This is a genomic window from Heyndrickxia sp. FSL W8-0496 (assembly GCF_038007825.1).
Lineage (GTDB): Bacteria > Bacillota > Bacilli > Bacillales > Bacillaceae_C > Heyndrickxia > Heyndrickxia oleronia.
This window is the reverse complement of the sequence record NZ_JBBOXX010000001.1, coordinates 4,782,123-4,807,558: the sequence shown is the minus strand read 5'-3', so window position 1 is coordinate 4,807,558 and position 25,436 is coordinate 4,782,123. Positions and strand designations below refer to the sequence as shown.

General features: G+C 34.4%; 30 protein-coding genes. 24 read left to right on the top strand and 6 right to left on the bottom strand.

The genetic code is table 11. The features are described from left to right. Positions 1-10: 10 nt before the first annotated feature. Positions 11-286, bottom strand: coding sequence for a hypothetical protein (locus NST63_RS24280; RefSeq protein WP_341043942.1), 276 nt, complete (start codon positions 284-286; stop codon positions 11-13). Then, entirely contained in the window at positions 283-489 is a 207-nt protein-coding gene (locus tag NST63_RS24275; RefSeq protein WP_216385771.1) for a helix-turn-helix transcriptional regulator, read from the bottom strand. Before NST63_RS24275 ends, NST63_RS24280 begins: the two co-directional genes overlap by 4 nt. Before the next feature lie 149 nt (positions 490-638). Here NST63_RS24275 and NST63_RS24270 point away from each other — a divergent pair, with 149 nt between their 5' ends. The 6 genes from NST63_RS24270 (at position 639) to NST63_RS24245 (ending at position 3,392) form a co-directional block, all read left to right on the top strand. Then, entirely contained in the window at positions 639-947 is a 309-nt protein-coding gene (locus NST63_RS24270; RefSeq protein ID WP_341043939.1) for a DUF7678 domain-containing protein, read from the top strand. Then, the gene (locus NST63_RS24265; protein WP_341043938.1) at positions 944-1,168 is read left to right on the top strand and encodes a hypothetical protein; all 225 of its coding nucleotides are present in this window, start codon (positions 944-946) and stop codon (positions 1,166-1,168) included. Before NST63_RS24270 ends, NST63_RS24265 begins: the two co-directional genes overlap by 4 nt. Further along, complete coding sequence (locus NST63_RS24260; protein ID WP_341043937.1) at positions 1,165-1,305, top strand: hypothetical protein; 141 nt, start codon at positions 1,165-1,167, stop codon at positions 1,303-1,305. The genes NST63_RS24265 and NST63_RS24260 overlap by 4 nt, the downstream gene beginning before the upstream one ends. Next, positions 1,295-1,531 (top strand): hypothetical protein, encoded by a 237-nt coding sequence (locus NST63_RS24255; RefSeq protein WP_341043936.1) that lies wholly within the window; start codon positions 1,295-1,297, stop codon positions 1,529-1,531. Before NST63_RS24260 ends, NST63_RS24255 begins: the two co-directional genes overlap by 11 nt. 84 nt (positions 1,532-1,615) lie before the next feature. After that, entirely contained in the window at positions 1,616-2,827 is a 1,212-nt protein-coding gene (locus tag NST63_RS24250; RefSeq protein ID WP_341043935.1) for an FtsK/SpoIIIE domain-containing protein, read from the top strand. Beyond that, a complete protein-coding gene (locus tag NST63_RS24245) occupies positions 2,775-3,392 on the top strand; it encodes a replication-relaxation family protein (protein WP_341043934.1) in 618 nt (205 codons plus the stop codon). Before NST63_RS24250 ends, NST63_RS24245 begins: the two co-directional genes overlap by 53 nt. Before the next feature lie 118 nt (positions 3,393-3,510). On the opposite strand, the gene NST63_RS24240 is transcribed toward NST63_RS24245, so the two are convergent. Further along, complete coding sequence (locus tag NST63_RS24240) at positions 3,511-3,735, bottom strand: helix-turn-helix domain-containing protein (RefSeq protein WP_341043933.1); 225 nt, start codon at positions 3,733-3,735, stop codon at positions 3,511-3,513. Between the two features lie 77 nt (positions 3,736-3,812). Between NST63_RS24240 and NST63_RS24235 the strand changes: the two genes are divergently transcribed. Beyond that, positions 3,813-4,022 (top strand): hypothetical protein, encoded by a 210-nt coding sequence (locus tag NST63_RS24235; protein ID WP_341043932.1) that lies wholly within the window; start codon positions 3,813-3,815, stop codon positions 4,020-4,022. Between the two features lie 338 nt (positions 4,023-4,360). Here the strand turns inward: NST63_RS24235 and NST63_RS24230 are convergent, their stop codons facing one another. Then, the gene (locus tag NST63_RS24230; RefSeq protein WP_212946577.1) at positions 4,361-4,906 is read right to left on the bottom strand and encodes a TetR/AcrR family transcriptional regulator; all 546 of its coding nucleotides are present in this window, start codon (positions 4,904-4,906) and stop codon (positions 4,361-4,363) included. A gap of 163 nt (positions 4,907-5,069) precedes the next feature. On the opposite strand from NST63_RS24230, the gene NST63_RS24225 reads away from it, so the two are divergent. After that, a complete protein-coding gene (locus tag NST63_RS24225) occupies positions 5,070-6,500 on the top strand; it encodes a DHA2 family efflux MFS transporter permease subunit (protein ID WP_341043931.1) in 1,431 nt (476 codons plus the stop codon). A 228-nt stretch (positions 6,501-6,728) separates the two neighbouring features. Here NST63_RS24225 and NST63_RS24220 read toward each other — a convergent pair whose 3' ends face one another. Continuing rightward, a complete protein-coding gene (locus tag NST63_RS24220) occupies positions 6,729-7,739 on the bottom strand; it encodes a DUF3231 family protein (protein ID WP_242598370.1) in 1,011 nt (336 codons plus the stop codon). Positions 7,740-8,523: 784 nt separating this feature from the next. Between NST63_RS24220 and NST63_RS24215 the strand changes: the two genes are divergently transcribed. The 14 genes from NST63_RS24215 (at position 8,524) to NST63_RS24150 (ending at position 21,102) form a co-directional block, all read left to right on the top strand. Further along, positions 8,524-9,360, top strand: a complete 837-nt coding sequence (locus NST63_RS24215) for a flagella basal body P-ring formation protein FlgA (protein ID WP_341043930.1) — start codon at positions 8,524-8,526, stop codon at positions 9,358-9,360. A gap of 42 nt (positions 9,361-9,402) precedes the next feature. After that, positions 9,403-10,551, top strand: a complete 1,149-nt coding sequence (locus tag NST63_RS24210; protein WP_078110117.1) for an AAA family ATPase — start codon at positions 9,403-9,405, stop codon at positions 10,549-10,551. A gap of 34 nt (positions 10,552-10,585) precedes the next feature. Continuing rightward, the gene (locus tag NST63_RS24205; RefSeq protein WP_212946571.1) at positions 10,586-11,962 is read left to right on the top strand and encodes a CpaF family protein; all 1,377 of its coding nucleotides are present in this window, start codon (positions 10,586-10,588) and stop codon (positions 11,960-11,962) included. Continuing rightward, positions 11,934-12,863, top strand: a complete 930-nt coding sequence (locus NST63_RS24200; RefSeq protein WP_341043929.1) for a type II secretion system F family protein — start codon at positions 11,934-11,936, stop codon at positions 12,861-12,863. Before NST63_RS24205 ends, NST63_RS24200 begins: the two co-directional genes overlap by 29 nt. Positions 12,864-12,867: 4 nt before the next feature. Beyond that, positions 12,868-13,806, top strand: a complete 939-nt coding sequence (locus NST63_RS24195) for a type II secretion system F family protein (protein ID WP_212946568.1) — start codon at positions 12,868-12,870, stop codon at positions 13,804-13,806. A 64-nt stretch (positions 13,807-13,870) separates the two neighbouring features. After that, complete coding sequence (locus NST63_RS24190; RefSeq protein WP_212946566.1) at positions 13,871-14,089, top strand: hypothetical protein; 219 nt, start codon at positions 13,871-13,873, stop codon at positions 14,087-14,089. Positions 14,090-14,095: 6 nt separating this feature from the next. Beyond that, a complete protein-coding gene (locus NST63_RS24185; RefSeq protein WP_242598372.1) occupies positions 14,096-15,505 on the top strand; it encodes a VWA domain-containing protein in 1,410 nt (469 codons plus the stop codon). A 46-nt stretch (positions 15,506-15,551) separates the two neighbouring features. Further along, the gene (locus tag NST63_RS24180; RefSeq protein WP_341043927.1) at positions 15,552-16,994 is read left to right on the top strand and encodes a hypothetical protein; all 1,443 of its coding nucleotides are present in this window, start codon (positions 15,552-15,554) and stop codon (positions 16,992-16,994) included. 90 nt (positions 16,995-17,084) lie between these two features. After that, positions 17,085-17,900: a hypothetical protein gene (locus tag NST63_RS24175; protein ID WP_341043926.1), complete on the top strand. Its 816-nt coding sequence runs from the start codon at positions 17,085-17,087 to the stop codon at positions 17,898-17,900. Between the two features lie 13 nt (positions 17,901-17,913). After that, the gene (locus NST63_RS24170; RefSeq protein WP_212946562.1) at positions 17,914-18,630 is read left to right on the top strand and encodes a hypothetical protein; all 717 of its coding nucleotides are present in this window, start codon (positions 17,914-17,916) and stop codon (positions 18,628-18,630) included. Between the two features lie 27 nt (positions 18,631-18,657). Then, complete coding sequence (locus NST63_RS24165) at positions 18,658-19,053, top strand: TadE/TadG family type IV pilus assembly protein (protein WP_341043925.1); 396 nt, start codon at positions 18,658-18,660, stop codon at positions 19,051-19,053. Continuing rightward, on the top strand, positions 19,053-19,769 hold the full coding sequence (locus NST63_RS24160) for a hypothetical protein (protein ID WP_341043924.1): 717 nt from the start codon (positions 19,053-19,055) through the stop codon (positions 19,767-19,769). The genes NST63_RS24165 and NST63_RS24160 overlap by 1 nt, the downstream gene beginning before the upstream one ends. A 405-nt stretch (positions 19,770-20,174) precedes the next feature. Beyond that, a complete protein-coding gene (locus NST63_RS24155) occupies positions 20,175-20,648 on the top strand; it encodes a hypothetical protein (RefSeq protein WP_212946559.1) in 474 nt (157 codons plus the stop codon). Positions 20,649-20,928: 280 nt separating this feature from the next. Beyond that, positions 20,929-21,102, top strand: coding sequence for a hypothetical protein (locus NST63_RS24150; RefSeq protein WP_341043923.1), 174 nt, complete (start codon positions 20,929-20,931; stop codon positions 21,100-21,102). Between the two features lie 501 nt (positions 21,103-21,603). On the opposite strand, the gene NST63_RS24145 is transcribed toward NST63_RS24150, so the two are convergent. Continuing rightward, positions 21,604-23,061 (bottom strand): amino acid permease, encoded by a 1,458-nt coding sequence (locus NST63_RS24145; protein ID WP_212946555.1) that lies wholly within the window; start codon positions 23,059-23,061, stop codon positions 21,604-21,606. Between the two features lie 306 nt (positions 23,062-23,367). On the opposite strand from NST63_RS24145, the gene NST63_RS24140 reads away from it, so the two are divergent. Then, positions 23,368-23,919: a cysteine hydrolase family protein gene (locus NST63_RS24140; protein WP_212946553.1), complete on the top strand. Its 552-nt coding sequence runs from the start codon at positions 23,368-23,370 to the stop codon at positions 23,917-23,919. A gap of 24 nt (positions 23,920-23,943) precedes the next feature. After that, the gene (locus tag NST63_RS24135; RefSeq protein WP_341043921.1) at positions 23,944-25,410 is read left to right on the top strand and encodes a nicotinate phosphoribosyltransferase; all 1,467 of its coding nucleotides are present in this window, start codon (positions 23,944-23,946) and stop codon (positions 25,408-25,410) included. Positions 25,411-25,436 lie beyond the last annotated feature (26 nt).

Below are 25,436 nucleotides of genomic sequence, written 5' to 3'. Positions count from 1 at the left end.
CGGTTATTTTTTATACAGCTTTTTGCTTGAAAAAGTTCTTATATTCATTGTAAGTTTCCTTTGTTACTCTAAATCCTCTTTTGCAATCTTGACAAACGAATCTCTTTTCTTTTTTTACAGCATATATGACTCCTAAAATAAGAAATAATGGCAATAAAATAAACCAACCTAGAAAAGGGATCCATCCAGTTAGTAATGCTAATAAAAAGAAAATTCCTGTGAAATCATTTTTTTGAACATGATTCCCTTCACATTGCGGACATTTAACTATTTGCTGTCCTTTCATTCCTCTTCCTCCTTAAATTTGTATAGATCCTCTACTTTTACGTCTAAGATTTCGCAAAGTTTCAATAGTTGTGGAACATTAGGATAAGTTTTTCCTGTACACCAATTTGATAAAGTATTTTGAGATACACCTAATATTTTACATATTTCTGGTCTTTTGTATGTCGATTGTTTAATCCAATAACTCAATAGACTAATATACATTCCCCATCACCTATTATATACATTCGTTAGAGACTTCATGAAAACCTTTCACAAAAAAATATGAAAATCACAATTTTTTGTGATAGACAGGCAAGTCTTTGGGCGTACAGTCATAAGAATAGAATTAAGAAACGAAAAGGAGGATGAAGATGAAAGGAAAATTCACTTGGTTTCCAGATTACTCTAATTGGTGTGAAGGGGAAGTGGATGGAGTTCAGTTCCAAGCTAAGTTATTTGATGAACCTTCTGTGTTCGGTATCAATGAGGGAAGGGTTAGTAAATTATCTATTCCCGGTGCCAGTTATGATAGGGGCTGGGATTACAGAGAGGATAATGCAAAAGTTTCAAACGTTGTTGAATTTTTGGAAAACGCACCTTTCCGATTTAAAGGAAAAGAAGAAAAAAGCTATTCAATGGACGAATATAGGGATTTATTAAGGAGGGATGGCAAACTGTGAATTTTCATACCGAAATCGAAAAGGCATTTAAACCAATGTCTGATTATTTATCTGACCATAATGAGGAAGATAAGGGTGGAATTATGAGCCAGTACATGTACATGTTCCATGATGATAAGGATACCTACCATTATAAACACTTTGCAACAAGGGGTTATTTTAAAATCAAACCTGATGGTTCCACAGAAGGGAAAATTGAAAATTGGAGGGATTGGAAGTGATTATTTTTATGTTGGTATCTTCATCACTAGCGGCTTATATTTTGGGGCATTCCAATGGTTATGATTTGAAGGGAAAAGACATGAAAGATTCCGCAGCTTTTGTTAATTCACTTGTGGGTGAGCGCTATGAAAATTGAGAATATACCTTTTGATGTTTTCTTGTCTGGATCTTCTTATACAAGTGTCCTGGATGGAGGATTAACCTTTTTTGGAGGTCTAGGAGTAGCGGTGCTTGGCATAATTGTTCTTGAAAAGCTAGGATTTCGGATTGATGATACGAAAGTACGATGGCTTATGTGGTCGGGGGTTCTATTGTGCTTTGGGGTATTTATTCTTAAGAATCCTCTATGGTCCTTGTTTTAAGCAGAAATTTCTTAAGTAATTACTGATAGGTTAATATTATTAGGATTGGGGTTGTATATTTTATAGCGGATGGAGGGTAATGAAATGCTCGAATTTCTCGCATTCCCACTTGCTATTTTTGCTATCGCAACTATACCAAGTGCAGGACCAAATGATAAGAAAAAGATTAAAGAAATTTTTGAGAATGTAGGATATGGTATTAAAAAAAAGGATCAATTTATTACACCTAAATTTATGAATAAATATCCAATTAAAGATGGTGAGGAAACGATTGGAGTTAGGTATTCGTATTCCGTTCCGAGAGGGTTGCCTGCAACTAAAATGAAAAAGTTTGAAGAGGAAATGAATATATTTTCTGATGGATTACAAAAACCAGTAATAATTGAATTTAAGCAGTTTTTGAATATTAAAGTTTATGATAAAGAGATTCCAGCAATGTTTCCTTATGCTGATGTACCTGATAAAAGAGGTTGGGTTATTCCATTAGGGAAATCTCTTGAAGGATTCGTTTGGCATAATTTTGACCATACTCCCCATATGACTGCAGCAGGTACTACTAGATTTGGAAAAACTGTCTTTTTGAAAATGCTGATGACTTATCTAATTGAGCATCATCCTAACGATGTAGAGTTTTATATCATTGATTTAAAAGGTGGGTTGGAATTTGGTCCCTACAAAAATTTAGAACAAGTTAAAGGTGTTGCTTCAGATGCTTATGAAGCAGCAGAAATGCTTGAGAAAATTATGGGAAAGGAAGTAAAAAAAGATTACACTACCTTTAAAAAAAATTACTGGACCAATATCGTTGATACTACACTGAATAAACGAAAATTCATTATTGTAGATGAAGCTGCACAATTAGCTCCAGAAAAATGGATGAGTAAAAACGAAAAAGCTTTGTTAGGGTATTGTCAACATGCTTTAGGGGAAATCGCACGTGTTGCAGGTGCATTAGGTTATAGATTAATTTATGCTACTCAATATCCAACGGCTGATACATTACCTAGACAAATCAAACAAAATTCAGATGCTAAGATTACTTTCCGTTTGCCTTCTGGGTATGCATCACAAGTCGCTATAGATGACAAAGGGGCAGAGGAATTGCCAAGCAACATAAAAGGTAGGGCCCTATTTAAAACCCATGAAATTAAAGAATTACAAGTTCCATACATCTCTAATAAAGAAATGTGGGAACGATTAGGGAAATACCAAATACCAATACCTTTAGAAGGAGAGGTTACAAATGTCGTGGAAGAAAAGAATTCGTCAAGAACAGATCTTGTCGAGTTTAGATAAATTGGGATTTGCTACTCGTTCTCAATTACAACAGATTCATAAATTAGGCACCGACAGAAATGCTTTAACTGTTTTAAGTAACATGGGTGAGTATTTACATGTAAAACGTCATGCAGAGCGCAATAATGAGAATGTGTACTATCTAAATCAAAAAGGAAGGGAACTCATAGGAAGTGAAAAAGAACGTAAATATAAAAATGATGTTGAACATTACCTTCTTAGAAATGATATGTATATTCATTATAATTTTCCTAACGATTTTACTATTGAAAGGGAGATAGCATTTAAAAGTGGTTTAACACAGAAGATCATCAGACCTGATGCAACTTTTCAAAAAGATAATGTGTATCATTTTTTAGAAGTGGATCGTACTCAGAGTATGATAGAAAATAAAAAGAAGATTGCCTTGTATGCAGAACTTTCCCCACTAATTTCCACACAATTCGAACATACACCTGTTTTAATATTCTATACTATAATTTCGTCAAGAAAAAAAGTAATTGAAGATTTGTGTGTTAAAAGTAGATTGAAAATAGAGGTTAAAACCTTAGAGGAAATAAAATAAATCTGATGTTATGTAATTTATTACCATTGTAAAAATTTATAAAAAATCCGATATAATAAGTAAATACTTGCCATATAGGCAAGGTTCTCCTCAGGGAGGGTGGTTATATCCACCGTTATTATTGCCGTTTGCCCTTTGGTACCTCAATCCATTCGTAGAAATCTTCTGCATGGCAGTCAAGAATTCTTGCGGCTAATACTGCGTTTTCATATGTCATTTCTCGAGTGTTATTTATCCATCTCGATACAGTAGATTCCGCAACTTTCATTCTTCGAGCAAATTCTGCTTGGCTCATATCACTGAGGATTTCAGGCAAACGGCATCTCCCTTTGCGGAGAGCCATAAGTAACCTCCTTATAATGGTTGATTAAATTATAGACATGAATAGGCAAACGATTCAATAACAAAGGGGAGAAAAAAATGCCAGAACCTCAGCTACCAATTTTTTTAAATGCTTATCACATTAAAAATCTACTTAAAATTTCTTATTCTGAAGCAACAGAGATCCTGGAACAAAATTCGCTACCAATATTTATTATCGGCCAAACTCAAAGAGTGTTAAATAAAGATTTTTTTAAATGGCTTCAATTAAATAAAAATCTATATAATAAGGAAGAAAAAATTCAATAACGAGTAACAAATGGGTAACGAAAGGGTAACGCAAGTACATGAAATATTGTATTTTTAAGTTAAGAATGTTACAGGTGAAGGTAACAAAAATCCTTATATATCGCACTTTCGTGAACTATTTTCATAAATGTTACAGTTTAAAACGTCATGGGCGGCATGATGTAATCTGCCCCTCGACCCTTTGATATATCAAGGTTTGTTGGTAAAGTGAGAGTGGTTTAAAAACATTTTGCAAACATTGAGGAAATTAACGGAAGCCTCTCAAAAGTTCATTGAACTTTTGAGAGGCTTCTTTTTTATTTTTTGTTCCCCATGTTATAAATGGCCCAACTACATTCCTATTGTCTTCTAGTCATCCATACCGACATTTGTTGTGCAATAAATTCAGAGCTATGTTGTTTTCCGTCACGAATCCACCACATTATTATCCCTAGAATGGATGAGGCAATAATATCTTTTGAAACAGCATCTTCTGTTACTATTTTTTGAAGATCGCGTCTTGATTGAACGATATCCACAATAAAGTTATGGAGCTTTTTCTGAAATGCCTTCTCTTCGAATAACACTGCTAGAAACTTTCGATGTTGATAAAAATAATCCAAAAAGGCAAGCAACTGTTCATCTAAATCTACAGGTTGTAGTTGCAAAAGTGGTAATAATTTCTTTGACAGGTCGTCTAAAATATCATAAACGATATGCCTCATTAAATCTCGCAAATCTAAATAATGTAAGTAGAATGTGGCACGATTTAATTCAGCTTTTGCTGTAACTTTTTGAACCGTTAAATCCTGTAAATTTTGTGTTTCAACTAATAATGATATAGCAGCTTCTTTTAATAAACGCTTGGAACGAATGGCCCTGGGATCTTCTTTTTTTGCAGACATTTTTACACCTTCTTTGTCTATTAAGCTAAGAATTTTACAACACAATAATAGAAATTGTTGCATAATTGACATTACATTAAAAAATGTTGGTGGTTTCTGGATATAAAAGTTGTTACAATCAATTTTATCGTCAGAGTGTTGATAAAGTAAAGGGGAGGTCTATATGGTTCAACAAATAAATAAGAAAGTATTACTTTTCGTCTTGTTGCTCGGGGGGTTTTTATCCATTTTAAACCAAACGCTATTAAATGTTGCATTAAGTGAATTTATGAAGATATTCGGTGTTGGTCCAACAACTGTGCAATGGCTAGCAACAGGATTCATGCTCGTTAACGGTGTATTAATTCCTGTAACAGCATTTTTAATGAAGCGTTTTTCAACACGTCAATTATTTATTAGCTCGATGCTATTATTGCTTTTTGGTTCTGTATTTTGTGCGATTGCAACAAGCTTTTCAGTATTATTAATTGGACGGATGATCCAGGCTGCGGGTGCAGGTATAATCATGCCGCTCATGATGAGTGTCGCTATGTTTATCTTCCCACCTGAAAAAAGAGGAAGCGCAATGGGTCTATTAGGGCTAGCAATGATTTTCGCACCTGCAATAGCACCAACATTATCTGGCTTCGTGATTGAATATGTATCATGGCGTTGGTTGTTTATTGGACTAATCCCACTAGTCGGGATTGTCATTCTATTAGCATTCAAATATTTAATCAATGTATCTGAAGGGTCGAAAGCAGATTTGGATGTACTTAGTGTCATTCTATCAACAATTGGTTTTGGGCTAGTTTTATATGGATTTAGTAAAGCTGGTAGTAACGGCTGGGGCGATGCGCTGGTGTTAACAACAATTATTGTAGGTATTATTGTGTTAGTGCTATTCACCATCCGTCAATTACGCTCAAGTGATCCATTCTTAAATGTACTTGTATTCAGAAACAAGACCTTTACAATGACGTCTCTCATTAATATTATTGTAACGATGATGTTATATGCTGATATGATTTTACTCCCTATCTATTTACAAGACGGTCGAGGATTTACAGCATTTGATGCGGGACTCCTCTTATTGCCAGGAGCCATCGTGAATGCGTTCCTATCTCCTGTTACCGGAAAATTGTATGACCGATATGGAGCAAAGCCACTATTTATTATTGGGTTAATTTTTGTCATTCCTTCAATGTGGGTGGTAACCGACTTAACAGAAACAACGACATATACTTTCTTAATGATTCGGACGATTTTCTTACGTATTGGTTTAAGCTTTATTACAATGCCACTGAACACAGCAGGTTTAAATGCTTTGCCACAAAAACTTATTACACATGGAACGGCTGTAAACAATACGGTTCGACAAATTGCAGGGGCAATTGGTACAGCGGTTGTCGTTACGATTTATACATCGAAAGCGACGGAATATGCTGGCAGTTTAGTTAACCAAGGTGTGACAGAGAGAATTAAGGAATTAGCTTCAATTTTTGCTTCGGGTGAATCCTACTACTTCATGATGGGGTTAGCCATTATTGCTTTAGTGTTAACTTTTCTTACACCGATAAAAAGACCTATATCTGAAAAAGTAGAAGAGATATAAAAATAAATAGAAGCTTAAAATGATATCTAAAATTAAATTGACACTTGAATGTACGTCAAGTGTCAATTTAATACAGGGTTAGTACTTTCTATTTTAAATGTAGTAACATAAAAAATTGAGATCAAAATATATCTTTATGTATTTAATAAGATAGATTTTCCTATTAAATATTTGCTTAGCAATTCTTATTTGTTAATAAGGGAGCTATAATACTTATTAATCATACATCTACGTTAAGTCATTTCTATCAGCTGCTTCAGGTGGTCTTTCCATCCAATCATTTTCAATCATGATACTCATCGCATCCTCAACATAAAAGCCAACATCAAGAATAAAACGAGAATACATCGCGGCTAAATCTCTTCTTCCGTTTACTGAAATAGAATTCGCATAGGATCTTATTTTCATAGCAAACATATCGATCTTATGGAATAACATTAATCTGTCAGAAAACGGTGCATATGAAGAAGTACTAACTAAATGATCCAATAATGAAGGTGACGGTAAGTGATCCTTTGATAATTTTTGCGAGCATTTTTCAATATGTCTGTGTGTTAAATCTCTTCCTCGAATAAAAAAATCTTTTACCTTTTCATTTTTAGCTACCTGACTAAACCCAATCAGAAGGGCTTTACTTGCTACATCACTTTCTATATTATCATTTAGATGCGCTATCTCTAACGCATGAAGATTTCGCACACCTCCAAAAAATCCATTTAAATAATCATTAGACTTAATAATTTTAACTTTTTCTGGATTTGGAATAATGGAGGGCTTCATTAATAGCCCTTTCATATTTAGAATATTATTTACTTCAATTAACAGCTTTTCTGTAGAGTTAAGACAGAAAGAAAAAAAATCTCTCACATCCTGCCTTATTACCATAGGTATTGCAATAGAATAGAGGCTAAGGCCCGCTTTACCGGCATATTTCAAATAATAAAGATAAAATTCATCCTCAAATAGCTTGGGGGCACCTAAATTTACATCTTGTTCACCAAACCCCATAGGTACTGGGAAGTTATCCTGTATAAAAATCTTTTTACTTCTTTTTACCATTGTTTCACTTAGATTCAATGCATGATTTAGCACCTTTTTTATTTCTTTATCCTTCGTATGTAAAAGATAGTAAGTGAGGACCCTTATAGACATCGAATTTCCCATATATGTCGCCCACAGTTTTCCCATTTCAGCAGATGTTAATTTCTCATTTAAAGAGTTATCTCTTAACATTGTCATACACCACTCCAGGTAGAGTATTTTTAGTATTGTTTTTATCCATTTTAGTGAACACATGACGCTGTATGAATAATATGCACCTATAAGAATTTATTATACGATTTTTTAAATGAGGAATTATCTGCAATGCAGAATATAAGGCATACAAAAAATAACCAGATGGGTTAGGTGAAAATTCATTGTAAGATCAGTTAGAATATTAAGCTCGTAGGTGGAACAATATATTTCATTCTAACTATAAGACCATTCTTTTGACGAAAAGTGTAAAGGGATTTTTTAGCTTTTCTTAGAAGTTCCTCATTCTTAAAGTAACAATATAGTAAACAAAAAAACAGTAGAATTGTACTATAATTTGTAATATTTGAAATATCAATTCCGTAATTTTCCTTTTTTCCTCTCCGTAGTACCTAGTTACTTTATCTTTGTCCCATCCATTTCACCTAGTAAAAAATCCTAGTTTCGAAATACCCTTAGAAAAATAGTACCAGACACCATTCGACACCGTTTTTAGTGCGATTGACCGCTACAAAAACAGGTGGTAAATACTTATATATAGGAATATACTTCCACATAAACTATTAGCTAGTAGAAATTACAGTAAAAAAGACTTTCCTTATATATACCTATTATTTAAAAAATATCGCTAAAAGTTAGGATTCTTCTCGAAGAAAGGAATGTAAAAGCAATGGTAGTAGTTTGCTTTTTCCTTCATGATTATAAAAATCTATCATTACATATTCAAATGCGGTTTACATTATTTAGGGAAAGGGAATGAGGTACGAGGATGTTGGAGTCAAAGAGAAGAGCCATAATATTTTTTATTTTATCTTTATTATTGGCATTAACAGCGGGTTTACTTGTGTTAAAAAAGGTTCAGGCAATAAATGATAATTTAGGAACAATGGTAAAAGTATATGTAGCAAAAGGGGACATCTCATCGCGCGCAATCATTACTCCTGAAAATGTAACCACAGATGAAATCCCAAAGAAATATTTAAAAGATTACCATGTGACAAAAACTGAAGACTTACTTAATAAAGTTGCTGTAGTGCCTTTATCCGATGGCGATATGATTACGAAAAATATTCTAAAGCAAGCATCAGCGGTAGTTGAGGAAAAAAATAGATTAGTCACTTTGATGCAATCAGATCGAGTCTATTTTGATGAACCATTAGAGGCTTTAGATCGTGTAGACATCATTGTATCAGAACGATTTTCTGGAAAAGAAGAAACAAAGTTCTTTATGAAGGATGTAAAAGTAGCAAGAGTTGCAAAAGAAAAAAGTAAATTTAAAGGGATTCAAGTAGAAATTTCCCAATCACTAGTCCCCGAATTAATACATATGCAGAATTACGCGGACAGTGTACGTATCATTAAGTCGAATGTAGGACAATCCAATGAAGCCGTACAAAGTCAATTGGAAGAGAATCAAGAAGAAATAAAAGAGAACCAAGCTTCTACTGAAAATGAAGCGAAGGATGAAAAAGATAGTAATGAAAAGCAGCAAAATAATCAATCATCAACAACTAAAGAAGATTCAAAAAAACAAGACCAATCTTCAAAGGCTAATATTCCAAATGAACAGGGGCAAAAATCTGAAAAAGGCGATGAAAAAAAATAATTTCAGGGTTATGAAGAGGACTGGGGTAAGGAGAGCAAAAGTATGGAGAAATCACAAAGAATTGTCATTATTGGAGAGGAAAATGATCAATATAAATTAGTAGCAGAAAGTATTACTGAATCCTTTGAAGTTCAATTAATTGAAACACGCTATGTTCGGAATGAAGTTAAAAAGCAGGAATTAAATATAGCTATATTATTGAATAGCAAAACAGAAAATCCGATAGATACAATTCACTATATGCGAAAAGAAAATCCTAACTTAACGATTCTTTTTATTCATGATTCACAAGACTTTGAATTATATAGAGATGTAATAAGAGCAGGGGCTACAGATTTTTTAGTTATCCCTGATGAATTGCCTTTATTGAATGATAAATTAAATAGCATGTTTTTACAAAGAAAGACAATGACAGAACTAGCTGCTACCTCGGGAACATTTCAGAGGGGGAGCGGTCAAGTCTTTGCATTCTATAGTGGAAAAGGTGGAAGTGGTAAAACCTTTTTAAGTTCATTGTTTGCTCAAACATTGAAATTAGAATCAACTGCACAGGTACTATATATAGACTTAAATCTTCAATATGGAGGAGCGGAAACGTTTCTTGGTATGGAAAGTAGTCGCTCAATCATTGATTTGAAACCAGTTATTCGAGAAATAAATGAGCATCATATACGCAATGTAGCAGAAAAAGAAACGCATTCAAAACTTGATGTACTATTAAGCCCACGTGATGCGGAATTAGCAGAAAGTATAGATTCAGAATTCATTGAGAGCCTATTAAAGGCATGTCGTAGGAGCTATGATTTTGTCATTGTTGATATTCCTTCATATATGGATGAGGTAGGGGCAGCTGTTTTAGAGGATGCTGATCGAGTATATTATGTGATGACTTTAGATACACCGGCAATCAAGGGATTAAAACATGTAGAAGTACTATTTCAACGATTAGGTATTATTACAAATGATCGCATGGATATTGTGATTAATAACTCAGGTAGTGAAAACGAGTTAACAAAGAAGGATTTAGAGAAGTTTGTTAAATATCCTATAACTGCTCAAATACGCAGAGATGCAAAAGGCGTTCTTTCAGCAATAAACCAAGGGAATCCTATACGTAAGGAACCAAAGGAAAAGAAGCTGATTCCTGCTGCAAAGGACATACAAAAATGGGTAACCTCGATGTTGAAATAATGGCCAATTTCTTTATAAGAAGGGGGAAATGAACATGTCTTTATTTCGACGGAAAATCGATCGGCCAGAAGTAGAGGAAGCTATATCCGATGTGAATGTTCAACCATTTAACCCATATATTGATCAGTTAGTGGAACATTATAAATCTAGGTTATTGACAGAAACGAATCTAGAAACACTAATTAGTCTAGCAGAAGGTGAGAAGCGGTTAACTATTGAAAGATTGATTAATCAGTTTTTATCGGAGGAAAAAGTAGTTATTCCACGTACAGATAAGGAACTACTTTTAACTAGATTAATAGATGAAAGTGTGGGCTTTGGTCCACTTGAACCCTTTTTAAAGGACGATGAAATTACGGAAATACTAGTCAATGGACCGGATGAAGTATTTATTGAAAAAAGCGGAAGATTAGAGAAAGCAGGAGTTAAATTTAGAGACGAATCACATGTTAGACATATTATTGATCGCATTGTTGCTCCATTAGGAAGAAGAATTGATGAAAGTTCACCGATGGTTGATGCCCGATTACCAGATGGAAGCCGTGTAAATGCTGTTATCCCACCGATAAGTTTGAATGGAACCCTAATCTCGATCAGGAAATTTAGAAAAGTACCTTTTGAAATGGTGGATTTAGTTGAAAATGGAACATTAACAGAGGAAATGTCTTTATTTTTAGAAGCCCTTGTTCAGGTAAAAATGAATATTCTTATTTCTGGGGGGACAGGGAGTGGTAAAACTACATTATTGAATGCAGTAGCAAAAGCTATTCCTGAGTATGAACGGGTTATAACGATTGAAGATTCTGCAGAATTAAGGCTAAATCGAGCAAGTGTTGTAGGATTAGAAGCTCGGCCACCCAATGTTGAAGGGAGAGGGGATGTTACCATTCGTCAGTTGGTTAAGAATGCACTTCGTATGAGACCCGATAGAATAATCGTTGGGGAAGTACGTGCTTCAGAAGCTTTTGATATGCTACAGGCGATGAATACAGGACATGAAGGATCATTAACAACTGTCCATGCGAACTCACCAGCAGATGCAATTAATCGTGTAGAAGGTATGGTAGTGATGGCAGGAATGGATTTACCGACACATATTATTCGTGAATACATCGTTGGTGCGCTTGATTACATCATTCAAGCCGATCGTTTAAGTGATGGAACACGAAGAATTACTAATATATCAGAAGTCTTTGTAGATGAGAATAATAAAATACAGGTCCATGATATTTTTAAATTTCAAAGAACAGGCATCAATTCTAAGGGGCAAATTCAGGGGATATTCACTGCAACAGGTACGATTCCTAAATGTCTCGAACGATTTACGATCAATGGTATTCAAATGGATCCAGCTATTTTCGAACCAAAAGGGGGGATTGTTTATGAGTACAGCAGTGTCCATCCTGTATAGCTTGGCTGTCTTATTCCTCTTGTGGGCATTTTATATTTTTCTAGGATATCGTTCAAAAAAGCGTGCATGGGGAAATAAGGTTAATGAATGGTTCCCTGAGGAAAAAAGAAAAAGTTTTATTAGTGTAGTTGGTGACCGATTTGACCAATCAAAACAAGCAGAAGCTTTATCAAATAAATTGATTGGTGCCAATGTACCGCTACTACCATCGGAATATTTAGGGATTCATATTTTAGGTTTTTTTATTCTGTTTATATTATTAGGAAAGTTTTTTAAGACTTCAGCAAGTATAAACATACTTATTTCAATAGGTATTCTAATAGGTGCCCACTTTGTTATGTTCTATATGAGAAAAAATAAGTATGAAGAAAGGTTTAATGACCAATTATCAGATATATGTAGATTATTAGGAAGTGCAGCGAAATCTGGATTGACCATCAGCCAAGGAATCGATTTAGTCTCTAAAGAGATACCAGCACCAGCTGGTAAAGAATTCAAAGGTATATCCAATCAGTTAAAGCTCGGGGTTCCTTTAGAAATTGCTTTACGATCGATCCAAAAAAGAAATAAGTCTCGTGATTTTCAATTATTTATTTCAACCATCCTTATTCAAACGAAAACAGGAGGTAATTTAGCTGCAACCTTGGAAACAATGTCCAATACGTTAGAAGATAGGAAAATACTTAATCAGACTATTAAGACGATGACGTCAGAGCAAAGATATGTATCATTTATTGTTCCTGCTTTGCCAATCTTTATTCTATTAGTAATGAATAATGTGGTGGATGGATTTACAGATCCATTGTGGACATTACCAGGAATTATTATTTTAATCTTATTCCTTTTAGGAATTATCATTTCGTTTATTCTGATAAGAAAAATCTCTGATATAAAGGTGTAAGTGTATGGATGCTCTTATTATATTAATGATCATTTTATTCTGGTTTACTATTTGGATGGCTATTCGTCATTATTACGTATTTTCTAGAGAAAAGCGTGAGCTACTTGAGCATATCTCAGATGTAACCTATACAGATGTTTTTGAAAAGAAAACTAAAAAGAAAAATCGACGAGGCCTGCTAATTCAAAAGCTGACTAAATATGCGGAAGATTTCTCAGATTTAGGACAGAGAGTCAACTTTTTTAGCGAAAATCATGATGTCGAAAATTGGTTGAGAAAGTCAGGTAATTCTTACAATCTAACTGTAGAGCGATTTCAGGGATTGAAAATCTTTTTACTTATCGTTGGATTCTTTGGAGGAGTGTTATCCCTAATCATTGGTTTGCCATTTTCGCAATACTCAATTATATTTCTGCCGATTTTAGGTTATTTTTTACCTATTATAATCGTACGTAATCAAGCAAAAAAGAGGCAACAGTTGATTAGAAAGGATTTACCTGACTTTTTAGATACGATTAGTACTAGTCTTCAAGCTGGTATTAATCTAGATCAGGCATTGAGGGAGGTGATTCGTTTTTTCGATGGACCTCTAAGAGAAGAATTTTCTCGATTTAATTATGAAATTGAGTTAGGCGTCCAGAGAGAAACTGCTTATCGGAATCTGTTATCGAGAAATGATAATACTGAGTTTCAGAGTCTTATTAAGTCACTTATACAAGGTCAAAACTTAGGGGTACCTATTGCTACGACATTTAAAATTCAAGCTGAAGATATGAGAAAACTGAGAGAAGAACAAGTGAAAGAATTAGCAGCCAAAGCCTCACCGAAAGTGACACTAGTAACAACATTTATTGTTGCACCTGTTTCAATATTGATGATTGCCGGACTAATGATATTAAACATGATATATGGGGAAAATAGTATTTTTAATATGCTTCAATAATCTAGCAATCTTATTAAATTGTTGTACTAATAAAATAAAGATAAAAAATGTGGAGGATGACAATATGAAAAAATTAAGGGCTTTTTTATTAAAGACAAATATGAGGTTAAGTAATTTGGTGAATAACCAAAAGGGTTCACAAACACTTGAATGGATTGGTATTGCTGCTGTTGTAGTTATTGTAGTTGGATTAATCTCAACGGCATTCTCTTCAAATACTGAATTTGGAACGACTGTCCTAGATAAATTTAAAGGCTGGATTGAAAAAATGGGAGGGGAATAATTTTTGGTGCAAAGGAAAGTTCAATACAGAAAACTCACTCTACTAATATTACTAATAATCGTTCTAGTATTGGCTGGTTGTAGTCAAAAAAATGTAGATAATAGTAGCGAAGACCATCACGAGAAAAAACAACCTAAAAATGAACAAAGTATAGAAAGTAGCGGGAACGTAAGTAAACAAGAAACTACAACGAAAATATTCGACAACTTGCCAGAACTTCCTACTACTCCGGAGGATTTAATTACACAATCCCCAGGAAAGTTTGCGGATCAAGAAATATTGTCTGACGAAATTGCATCAAAAGTAAAGGAGGAAATTAAGGATTTACCTCCTTTAAACGAAAATCCTAGTGAAGAAGAGTTAAATGAGTATATGAAATATATTTATTCACTTGTTGCTACGGATTTTCAGGACCCCAATGATCTGCTTAATAAATGGGAATTTTCTATGTCAGGAAATCCAGATTTACCTGAATCACGTTTTCAGTTTAAAGACAATTATAATATTGAAATTATTTTAGATTCAAGTGGTAGTATGGCAAATACAATTAATGGAAAAACCATGATGGAATTAGCCAAAGAATCTATCAATAATTTTTTATCAAGTTTGCCTAAAGAAGCAAATATATCACTTAGGGTTTACGGACATAAAGGTTCCGGGGCCGATTCTGATAAAGCACTATCATGTTCAAGTATAGAACAAGTTTATGGTTTCGGTCCGTACAAGCAAACTGAGTTCAATCAATCATTGAATAAGTTTAAACCTAGTGGCTGGACACCTATCGCGAAAGCATTAGAGGAATCTAAGCAGTCATTAGCTAAATTCGATGCTAAAACAAATACAAATCTTATTTATTTAGTAAGTGATGGGGTTGAAACTTGTGATGGAGATCCTGTGAAGGTCGCTAAATCATTTGCCTCATCTAATGTTGCACCTATTATTAATGTCATTGGATTTAATGTAGATTCAGAAGCCCAGAAGCAACTGAAGCAAGTTGCAGAAAGTGCAAATGGAATCTATACCACTGTTACAAGTGGTGATCAATTGAAAAAGGAATTTCAACGTGCAGAAGAGGTACTTAAGAATTGGGAGAGATGGAAAAAAGATTCAATAAGAAGTGCAGAGGCTCTTCGAGTGGATAATAGTTTTGATATTTTAGGACTTACTAATGACTGGGGTTATAGAGCAACTAGGCAAAATTTGAATATTGGTTATATGCTATCCATTCTAAGAGATGAAGGTAAGATTACATTTAAGCAAGAAGATCAACTGAAAAAGATCAGAAAAAATATTGGAGAACTAGTGATTCAAACAAAAAAGGAAATGGAGGAAAATTTAAAGGAAATTAATATTAAAGAAATAGAAGATCTCAAGAAAAAGATCAATGAAAAATATAATACTAATACTCAACAATAATCAGGCAGCGGTGGTGATTGAATCATAAGTGAAATGAGTGGTACAGGTGAAAAAATTTATTGGTAGAATACTAGTTTTTTTTGCTTTAATTCTCGTACTTCTTCAAGCATTTTCTGTCCCGATCATTGCAGCAGCAGCGAAGCCTTGGACAGGAACACCATGGACAGGGAACTCCTGGAGTAGTGAAGGTTGGAGCGCAGACGGTTGGTCAGGAAATTCATGGGAAGGTTCATCCTGGTCAATTCCTCCTTTCTCAGGTAATCCGTGGGACGGAAATGGATGGAATAATAGTGATTGGGACGGATCTTCATGGAGTAGCACTCCATGGTATCTTAATCCATGGATGAATAACGGTTGGAACTCCACAGGTAATCCAAATGGAAATGGCTGGGGAGGTAATGGTTGGAACTCCACAGGCAATCCAAATGGAAACGGCTGGGGAGATAATGGCTGGAACTCCACAGGTAATCCAAATGGAAATGGTTGGGGAAATAATGGCTGGAATTCCACAGGCAATCCAAACGGGAACGGTTGGGGCAATAATGGTTGGAACTCTACAGGTAATTCCAACGGAAATGCGTGGAACTCTTCAAGTAACCCCAATGGGAATGGTTGGAATGGACAGGGTGGAAATGGTAGCCCTTGGAATAACCCCAATTACGCCTATGACCCGATGAATCCATTGGGACCTAATTTTCCATCATATTTTCCTCCATCGGGTAGTAATGCCGGTGGTGGAGGCGGAAGTGGTGGTTTTGGCGACCCGAACTCCATATTAGATATTGATTTACCGTATGGATATGAAGTTGCAAAATATGTTGGTAATGATATTATCGGCGGTCAAATAGGATTGATTGGTGACTTCATGGAAAACCCTAATCAATTTCCAGCAGGATCGGCTGGAAGCTTTTATACTAATTTAGTGTTAAATGGTGTAAAAGTAGGGATGGGGGATAAGACCCCATGGTATATTAATGGTGCCTCCGAAGCGGTGGATGCTTATTCAAAAGTTAAGGATGGTGCCGAGGCATCTCTAAAATTGTTTAATAGGTGGGGTCCAACGGGTACTGTAAGTGGTACTACAGCACGAGGTGCTATTACAGGATTAAATGTGGGCGCAGTTTCTAAGTTTAACGTAGTTACTTCTGCTATCGGTGCGGGTTACGGAGCTTTCGAAACGGGCTTTAAAGGTGCAAAAGCAATAGACGTATTAAAGAGCAATGCTGATTCATCGAAAAAGGTATCGGCTGTTGCAGATGCAACGGCTAGCTTAGGTGAAACTATGATGAATGCAGGAGTCGTTCTAGAATATATTCCAGGTACTCAAGTTGCAGGAACAGTATTGATTGCAGGTGGTGCAGTGATTTGGGGAGCATCTAAATTAACTAAACTAGCTGCAGACAATTGGGATAAGATTGTGAAGGTAAAAGATAAGGCTAAGAATGCAATTAGTAAAGGATGGAATAAAGTAAAAGGTTGGTTCAGTTAAAAATAGGGGCTGTCAACATATAAAGGGGATAGGATGCTAATAGACAGCCCCTTTAAAGAATGAGTAAATCTATTAAATAGGTGATTTTAAATGATGGAAGTCGAAAAGCTAATAAATGAAGTAAAAAAGCATAAAAAAATGTTTGAAAACTATGCACTAAATCCTTTTGCTTATGAAATTAATGAAAATAAATATTATTTTGTTACATATAAAAGGAAGGAAAAGGAAACTGGTTATGCCGTTATCTCATTAGACAGTCCTTTAAAAGATGAATATATGGAAGCATTGCAAAAATTACTTTTATTTTCAGGTGTGTCGCGCAATATTTTTATAGAAATTGGTCCAAGAGCAAGTGTAGGTCCTGAATTTTTTACAAATATTATTAATGCAGTAGAAGATTATTTAAAGCAAGGGGGAGATAAAGAAAATAAAATTTTAATAGAAGGTTTAAATCTATTCGTTAAAATGCGAGAAACTCAAATCAAAACAATCCAATTATATAAAGAGTACGAAAATTATTATGATAATGGAGTTTTAAAAAGAAATATTATAACTGATAACGATATAGACTATACACTAACAATGGTACATCAGTTTGATATGCTATTATTTACCCTTAATTATTTATCTAATAACCATATAGATGCTTTAGAGAGATTTAAAAATGAGATTTTTTCAAAAAATATAGATAGAACGATTGATAAAGAAAGTAAAAAGTTTTTACAAGGATTATTAGCAGAAAAAGAAAATATAGCAAAAGGATCACAGAATTTTATATTTGAGGAAAAAATAAAAGACCTGCCATTAGAAGAACAATTAACAAAAAAGAAAATAGAAGTCCAAAAAAGTGCAACAGAATACCAAAAAAAAGTAATGAAGAATTTAAGGCACCCGTTAAATATATAAGATGAGGGATATTATGGAGAAGCCATTTAAATATGCGATAGCATTATTTACAAGTAAGTACGAAAAAATTCTATTATTAATTGCAATTATCCAAATTCCATTGTTAGTTTTCCATTTGTTTCTTACTAATTTTATTTATGCAGTTACACCTTTTAATGGAACAATGCACTCTGCAGGAGATACCTACTATGGATTTTTAACCTTATTACTCTATTTATATGCTCAAATTCCATTCATTAAGTTAACATATAATGACTACATGGGACATGAGAAGCCTCTGAAAAATGCCATATATACTTTTTTGGTACAAGGCTTTAATATTTTTATATTTGCTATAGTATTGTCTTTTTTGACAACAATCGGTTTTATGTTTTATATATTGCCAGGATTAATTCTCTTTTCAATATTTATACCAGCCCCTATTATTGCAGTGATTGATAATAAATCTGTTTGGAAATCATTGAAAGAAACAATTACTATTTATAAAAAACATTGGCTGAAACTATTACTCTATATTTTGGTGTTTGGGTTATTTGAATTAGCCATTGGAATCGCTCTTAATCAATTGATATTGGGTATAACGACTTCGTATGCTGCATTAGTCATCTCACAAATCTTTTTAAATACCTTATTCTATCCTTTTTTTATCGTTTTACTCACTTCCAGCACCATTAAGTGGAGGGAAAATTTAAATATGCTTAATGTGGAAGATCATAGTACGGCATTGTAAGAAGTTTAAATAAAGGAGAGCTTTGCTATGAGGTTAATGAAGAAAATACTTAAAAAAGAAGAAGGGTCAGCGACCATTGAATTTCTAGGAATGATCCCGTTTGTTTTGATTCTTGTTGCAATTATTTGGCAGTTTGGAGTCACTATACATGCCGTTGTTGTAGCAAAGTCAGCCGCTAATGAGGCTGCAAAAGTTTATTCACTTACACAAGATACAAATGAAGCATCAGATGCTGCTAAGAAAATTGTAGATATGAATGGAGATAACATTAGCTTTCAGGATACTTCAATACCTCCAGGAAAGAAATTCAAAGCTACTGTCAATGTAAAAATAAACTATATATTTCTTCCTAAAAAGCTCTTTGGTGGAAGAACACCATCATATTCCTTTTCCTCAACTGCAAGTGGGAGGACGATTGATTAATGAACAAATTTAATAAAATCATAAAAAATGAAGAAGGAAGTATGACTCTACTCTGGATTGGTGTATTAGGAGGGATGATGGTTTTATTTTTATTCGTTCTTAATTTATCAAAGGTTCTTGCAGTGAAGGAGCATGCAAACACAACCTCACAACAAGCAAGCTTCGCTGCTACTTCAGTTATTTATGATAATCTTAGTCCATCCATAAATAGTTATGATAATTACATCTTAAGTCTAAATCTTGATCCTCTACCAAAATTACTTTCTGAAAAAATAGCTGAAATGGAGTCAAGTATCCGTAGTAATCCTAGATATAGAGATTATAGTAGTAATGAAATCAGTTTAGAAGCAATGGATCGTGCTTTAACAAGTGAATTGAGTGGTGGCTTTGAACCTGAACTTCTAAAGAATTTGCTAGAAAATGCATTACAAAGCGCTGTTCCAACAATGATAAGTGTGGCTAGAGACACTATTGCTGAAAATAAGGGGAATATAGATGAAGCGAAAATTAGATTAAAGGATAATCGGATTTATATAAGAGCCTCTAACGACTTTAATGCTACAGCTTATGATAAATATATCAAGAGGTTTCGAAAAAAACTATTTCAAGAATCAGCTGGACCAGAAATAGGTTTTCTATCCAGTCTGACACTAGGTATTTCTGATAATTGGATCCCTCTGGGGGATGAAGAGATTACATGGGAAGAGAATGATTAATAGATGAGGGAGATTCTTCACTACAGGACTGAAAATAAAATTTTTTAGACCTTCCTCTCGTTTCTATATGTGGTTCTTTTCCAATTGACCAACAAATTAATGATGGGGTAGAACGGATGGAGGAATTAAAAAGGCAAGAAGAGAAAAGTAACAAATAGGTGTCATACGAACAAAGATTTTTTTCTATGTTCTTTTAAAGAAATAGGGATAAGGAACTATTCGGTATAGAACGGGATAGTTCTTTTTTATCGTTTTAAAGAAAAAGGAAACATTCCAATAATTGACAAGGTATAATCATAAATGGAAATATTTATGTTAAATTAAATTGATTTAAGTGGGTGAGTTCATACTCCAAACAAAAAGAATTTAGCCCGAAAACGAACATGAAACAGGAGGGAAATAAAAGTGGAAAATCATTCAATAAAATTTTACAGTCATCGAGTAAAAACAGGAATAATAGGGATCTTATGTTTTGTTATGATATATATCCTTTATACTAAATTGCTGGCTGATCCGTTTGGGCTAACATCCATAGCGATAAGTGCATGCTGGGTAATGCTTGTAATCTTATTTATTTTAGGTGTAGTTTTTTTGATAAAAACCTTTGATCCAAGACCTATAGTAGAGATGATGTCTGAAGGTTTAACCATTAGAACCTTTCTTTTCTTTGAGGACTTTGTCCCTTGGGAAGAGGTAGTTGGTGCCAATCAAGAAAATTATACGAATCGAGTAGTAGGTATGCATGGATATGCAAGAGTGACTACAACTTTCTTAAGAATATATAGACCAAAAGGACGTTCATTAGCAATCAATCTTTCTTTGCTAAATAAGCGTGGGACTGAATTTCATCAGGCGCTGTCTAGATATTTGGCTGCTTAAAGACTGATAGGGGAGTAGAGTATGAGTGATGCACAACTATTAAAAAAACATCATCGATTAGTAATGAAAATTAAAAAGTTAGAGAATGATCGTTTTTCACTATCTAATAGAACCATATCTTTTTTTTCTGTCACTAATTATCTTTTCCTGGTTTTTGTTATATTTTTCAACGTTTGATATTAATCCGATCTCCATCCTTGGATTTATTGTCGTTTTTTTAGTTGCATAGTTTATTTTATTAATAATAGTCGATTTCATTACTACATTCACGAGTTCATCATTGTTTGTAACGAAAGAACGCTTAGAGAATCAAAGAGATCATTATAAAAAACTAATTGCCGGAAGAATCGAACCAGATAATGTTTACTATGAATATATTTTAGGATTTCCTCTTCAAAAGAAAAATGACCGTTTTTATAAGGCTCTTTTACAAACAGTGTTGCTACTTAAGTAAAGCTTTAACTAATAACTATCGGCTGAAGATCACTACACCTATCATTTTACTGAGAAAAGAGCTGCAATCTCCATAAGAACCGCTGAAATATTTTAATGGGTGTAAAAGCCGACAGTTGGGCTTTTACAAAGCACAAACGATACGAAAACAGCCTTTTATAAAGAGGAGAATGGTAATCTCTTCTTTGAAACAAAAACAGAGAATGGGGTTGAATCCATCGTATTGTTAAATAAGCAAATCACTGTCAAATATAATGATGACGATGCAGAATATAGAATATACGCAAAGAGAGTAGAAAGTGGAATATTCTCGGGAATTGTTTGGATGATTATAGAGAATTACATGTTCCTATACAGAAGCAAATAGGTTTTTAAGAGGCTCGTTTTATTTCACCGCTTTAATAATTTAATTTCTGATTTCTTTGAGTGATGTTTACTATATATATGTTTAAAATAAAACAAAGAGCCAATGCTTTTTTTCAAAGGACATTGGCTCTTAATTTTATTTAAATTCATCTACATCAATTTTGCATTCCTGCAGAGGAACCACTTTTGTCTTTTTAATCAATTTATAGCCTAACCACATTACAATAAATAATGGAATTCCTAGATAAGCGGCAATGAGATCCATCCAATCAATTTTATCAGCGAGAAATGCTTGATAGTCTTGAGCTAAGATGACAATTAGTCCAACTAAAAAGGCGAAGATAGGACCAAATGGATAGAGCTTTGCTCGATAAGGCAGCTCCTCTAGTGAATGTCCCTGTGCTAGAAATGCTTTACGAAAACGATAGTGACTTGCAGCGATTCCTAACCAAAAGATGAAGCCTGTAATCCCAGCTGCATTTAATAGCCACATATAGATGGCTCCGTCTCCAAATGCAGAGGCAAGGAAGGCAAGCATCCCTACTAAAGTAGTTGCAACGAGTGCAGCAACAGGAACTCCGCGTTTATTTAATTTGCCGAACAGCTTTGGTGCTTGTCCTTCCTTAGCCATGGCATATAGGATTCTTGTCGATGCATAAAGGCTTGAGTTACCGGCTGATAATACAGCAGTTAAAATGACAGCATTCATTAAAGAGGCAGCAAAGGCTAATCCGGCCTTTTTGAATACTAAAGTGAACGGACTAACCATAATATCATCACTTTGTAATGTTTCAGTTGTATAAGGAATAATTAAACCAATAACAATAATGGCTAAAACATAAAATAAAAGTATTCTCCAAAATACGCTTTTAATTGCTTTAGGTACATTCTTTCTTGGATCTTCGCTTTCTCCAGCAGCTACACCTACGATTTCCGTCCCTTGGAAGGAAAATCCTGCAGTGAGAAATACACCTAAGACAGCTAAAAATCCACCATGAAATGGGGCATCGCCGATTGTGAAATTTTTAAAACCGACTGCTTCACCTTTCATAATTCCAAAAATCATTAGAAAGCCGACGATGATAAAAATGATAATCGTAGCAACTTTAATGAAGGAAAACCAGTATTCCCCTTCACCATAACCTTTAACGGAAAGAATATTAATACCAAATATGATGATAATAAACAATCCACTCCATAACCAGGAAGGACTGTCAGGAAACCAGAATTTCATTACTAATGTTGATGCAGTCAGCTCGGTTGCAAGGGTAATTGCCCAGCTATACCAGTAGTTCCAACCTAAGGCAAACCCGAGTGCAGGATCGATAAAACGAGTAGCATACGTACTAAATGCTCCACTTGTAGGCATGAATGAAGCAAGCTCACCAAGGCTTGTCATAATAAAATACACCATAACACCGATAATAAGATAGGCGAGTAATGCCCCACCGGGTCCTGCTTGATAAATGGCCGAACCGCTTCCTAGAAATAATCCAGTACCAATGGATCCTCCGAGTGAAATCATCATTAAGTGTCGTGCTTTTAAACTGCGTTGCAATCCTCCATTATTGATGGTGTTAGTTTGTTTCCCCATCTATAGGTCCCCTCAATTCTTCTAAATATACGATCTATTTAAAGTGAATAATTATTAGTATGATTTTATATAAATACTATTTAACAATATCATAAATGGTATGAGAAGAAAATGGAAAGCTGTATTTTTTACCATTCCGATGAATAATATTACAAATTATATACTTTTTTAGAATAGTAAAAAAATTCTTTTTATTACTATATTATATCTTTGTTGATTTTTCAATAGGAATCGGAGAGGATTTTTCCCTATTTTATGAATTTGTTGTACAATAGTGACGAGATTGTCTATAGGGGGAGTAGGCTGATGAAAAAGGCTCTGATTAATATCGATTATACATATGATTTTGTTGCAGATGCAGGGAAATTAACCTGTGGAAAACCAGGTCAGGATATTGAAGGTGCGATTGTACAGTTAACCAGTGAGTTTATTCAATCAGGTGATTATGTTGTTTTTGCCATTGATTGTCATCAAGAGGGAGATACACTTCATCCAGAGACAAAATTATTTCCACCGCATAATATAAAAGGAACCGCTGGTCGAAATTTATTTGGAGCCTTACAGAATGTGTACGAACAACATAAATATGATGGAAATGTACATTATATGGATAAGACACGATATAGTGCGTTTGCGGGCACTAATTTAGATATTCAGCTTAGAGAACGAGGAATCGAGGAACTTCATCTTTGTGGGGTTTGTACAGATATTTGTGTGCTACATACAGCGGTAGATGCCTATAATAAAGGCTTTAAAATCGTTGTTCACAAGAATGCAGTGGCTAGCTTTAATGATGCGGGGCATCGTTGGGCATTAGAGCATTTTGAAAATACATTAGGGGCAAAAGTTCTTTCTTAGGGGCGGCAAAAGGAGTGCGTTTTAATGGTAAAACTATATAGTGATGATAGTTTCGGGCTTCATACGGATTTGTATCAAATTAATATGGCAAAGACGTATTGGGACGATGGAATACATGAACGTAAAGTAGTATTTGAAGTATTTTTTAGGAAGTTGCCGTTTGAAAATGGCTATGCTGTTTTTGCTGGTTTAGAGCGAATGGTTGAATATTTACGAGATTTTCATTTTTCAGAGACTGATATTCAGTATTTACGTGAAGAATTGCACTATGATGAAGAATTTTTACAATATTTAAGTCAGATGCGATTTACTGGTACTATTCGTGCTATGCGAGAAGGTGAGCTTGTTTTTGAAAATGAACCGATGATTCATGTGGAAGCACCTTTGGCACAAGCACAAATTATTGAAACAGCTATACTTAACATTGTGAATTACCAAACATTAATTGCGACAAAGGCAGCTAGAATTAAAAATGTAGTTGGAGAAGAAACCGTACTAGAATTTGGTACAAGAAGAGCACATGAGATGGATGCAGCGATATGGGGAACAAGAGCGGCCTATATAGGTGGATTTGATGCAACGAGTAATGTAAGAGCAGGTAAAAGATTTGGTATTCCTGTATCTGGTACTCATGCACATGCAATGGTACAAGCATACAGAGATGATTATACCGCTTTTCATAAATATGCAGAGAGTCATCGTGATTGTGTCTTCTTAGTCGATACATATGATACTTTAAAATCAGGTGTACCGGCTGCAATTCAAGTAGCAAAGGAGCTAGGGAATAAAATAAATTTCATTGGTATCCGTTTGGACAGTGGTGATATGGCCTTTCTATCTAAAGCTGCAAGAAAAATGCTAGATAAAGCAGGCTTCACCAAGGCGAAGATTGTGGCATCCAGCGATTTGGATGAATATACAATTCTCCATATGAAATCCCAAGGAGCGAAAATTGATATATGGGGTGTTGGTACGAAGCTCATTACTGCATATGATCAACCGGCATTAGGTGCCGTATATAAAATGGTTTCTATTGAGGATGAAAATGGAATTATGCAGGATACGATAAAAATTTCCAGTAATGCTCAAAAGGTAACAACTCCAGGTTTGAAAAAGGTTTATCGAATTATTAATACAAACACTTATAAATCAGAAGGTGACTATATAGCTTTACAGAATGAGGATGTTCAAGCGCAAGAAAAGCTGAAGATGTTCCATCCTGTTCATACTTATATTAGTAAAACAGTAACTGATTTTGAAGCAAGGGACCTGCATCACGATATTTTTATCAATGGAGAATTTGTTTATAAATTGCCGGAACTTAAAGAAATTCAAGGGTATACAAAAGAGAGCTTAGGCTTGCTTTGGGAAGAATATAAACGTTCTTTAAATCCTCACGAATATCCAGTGGATTTGAGTCAAAAGTGCTGGGAGAATAAAATAAAAAATATTGAAGAAGTACGTGAAAAAGTATCCAATTTAAAGCAATAGATAGATTCAAGCTTTATGAGTATAAG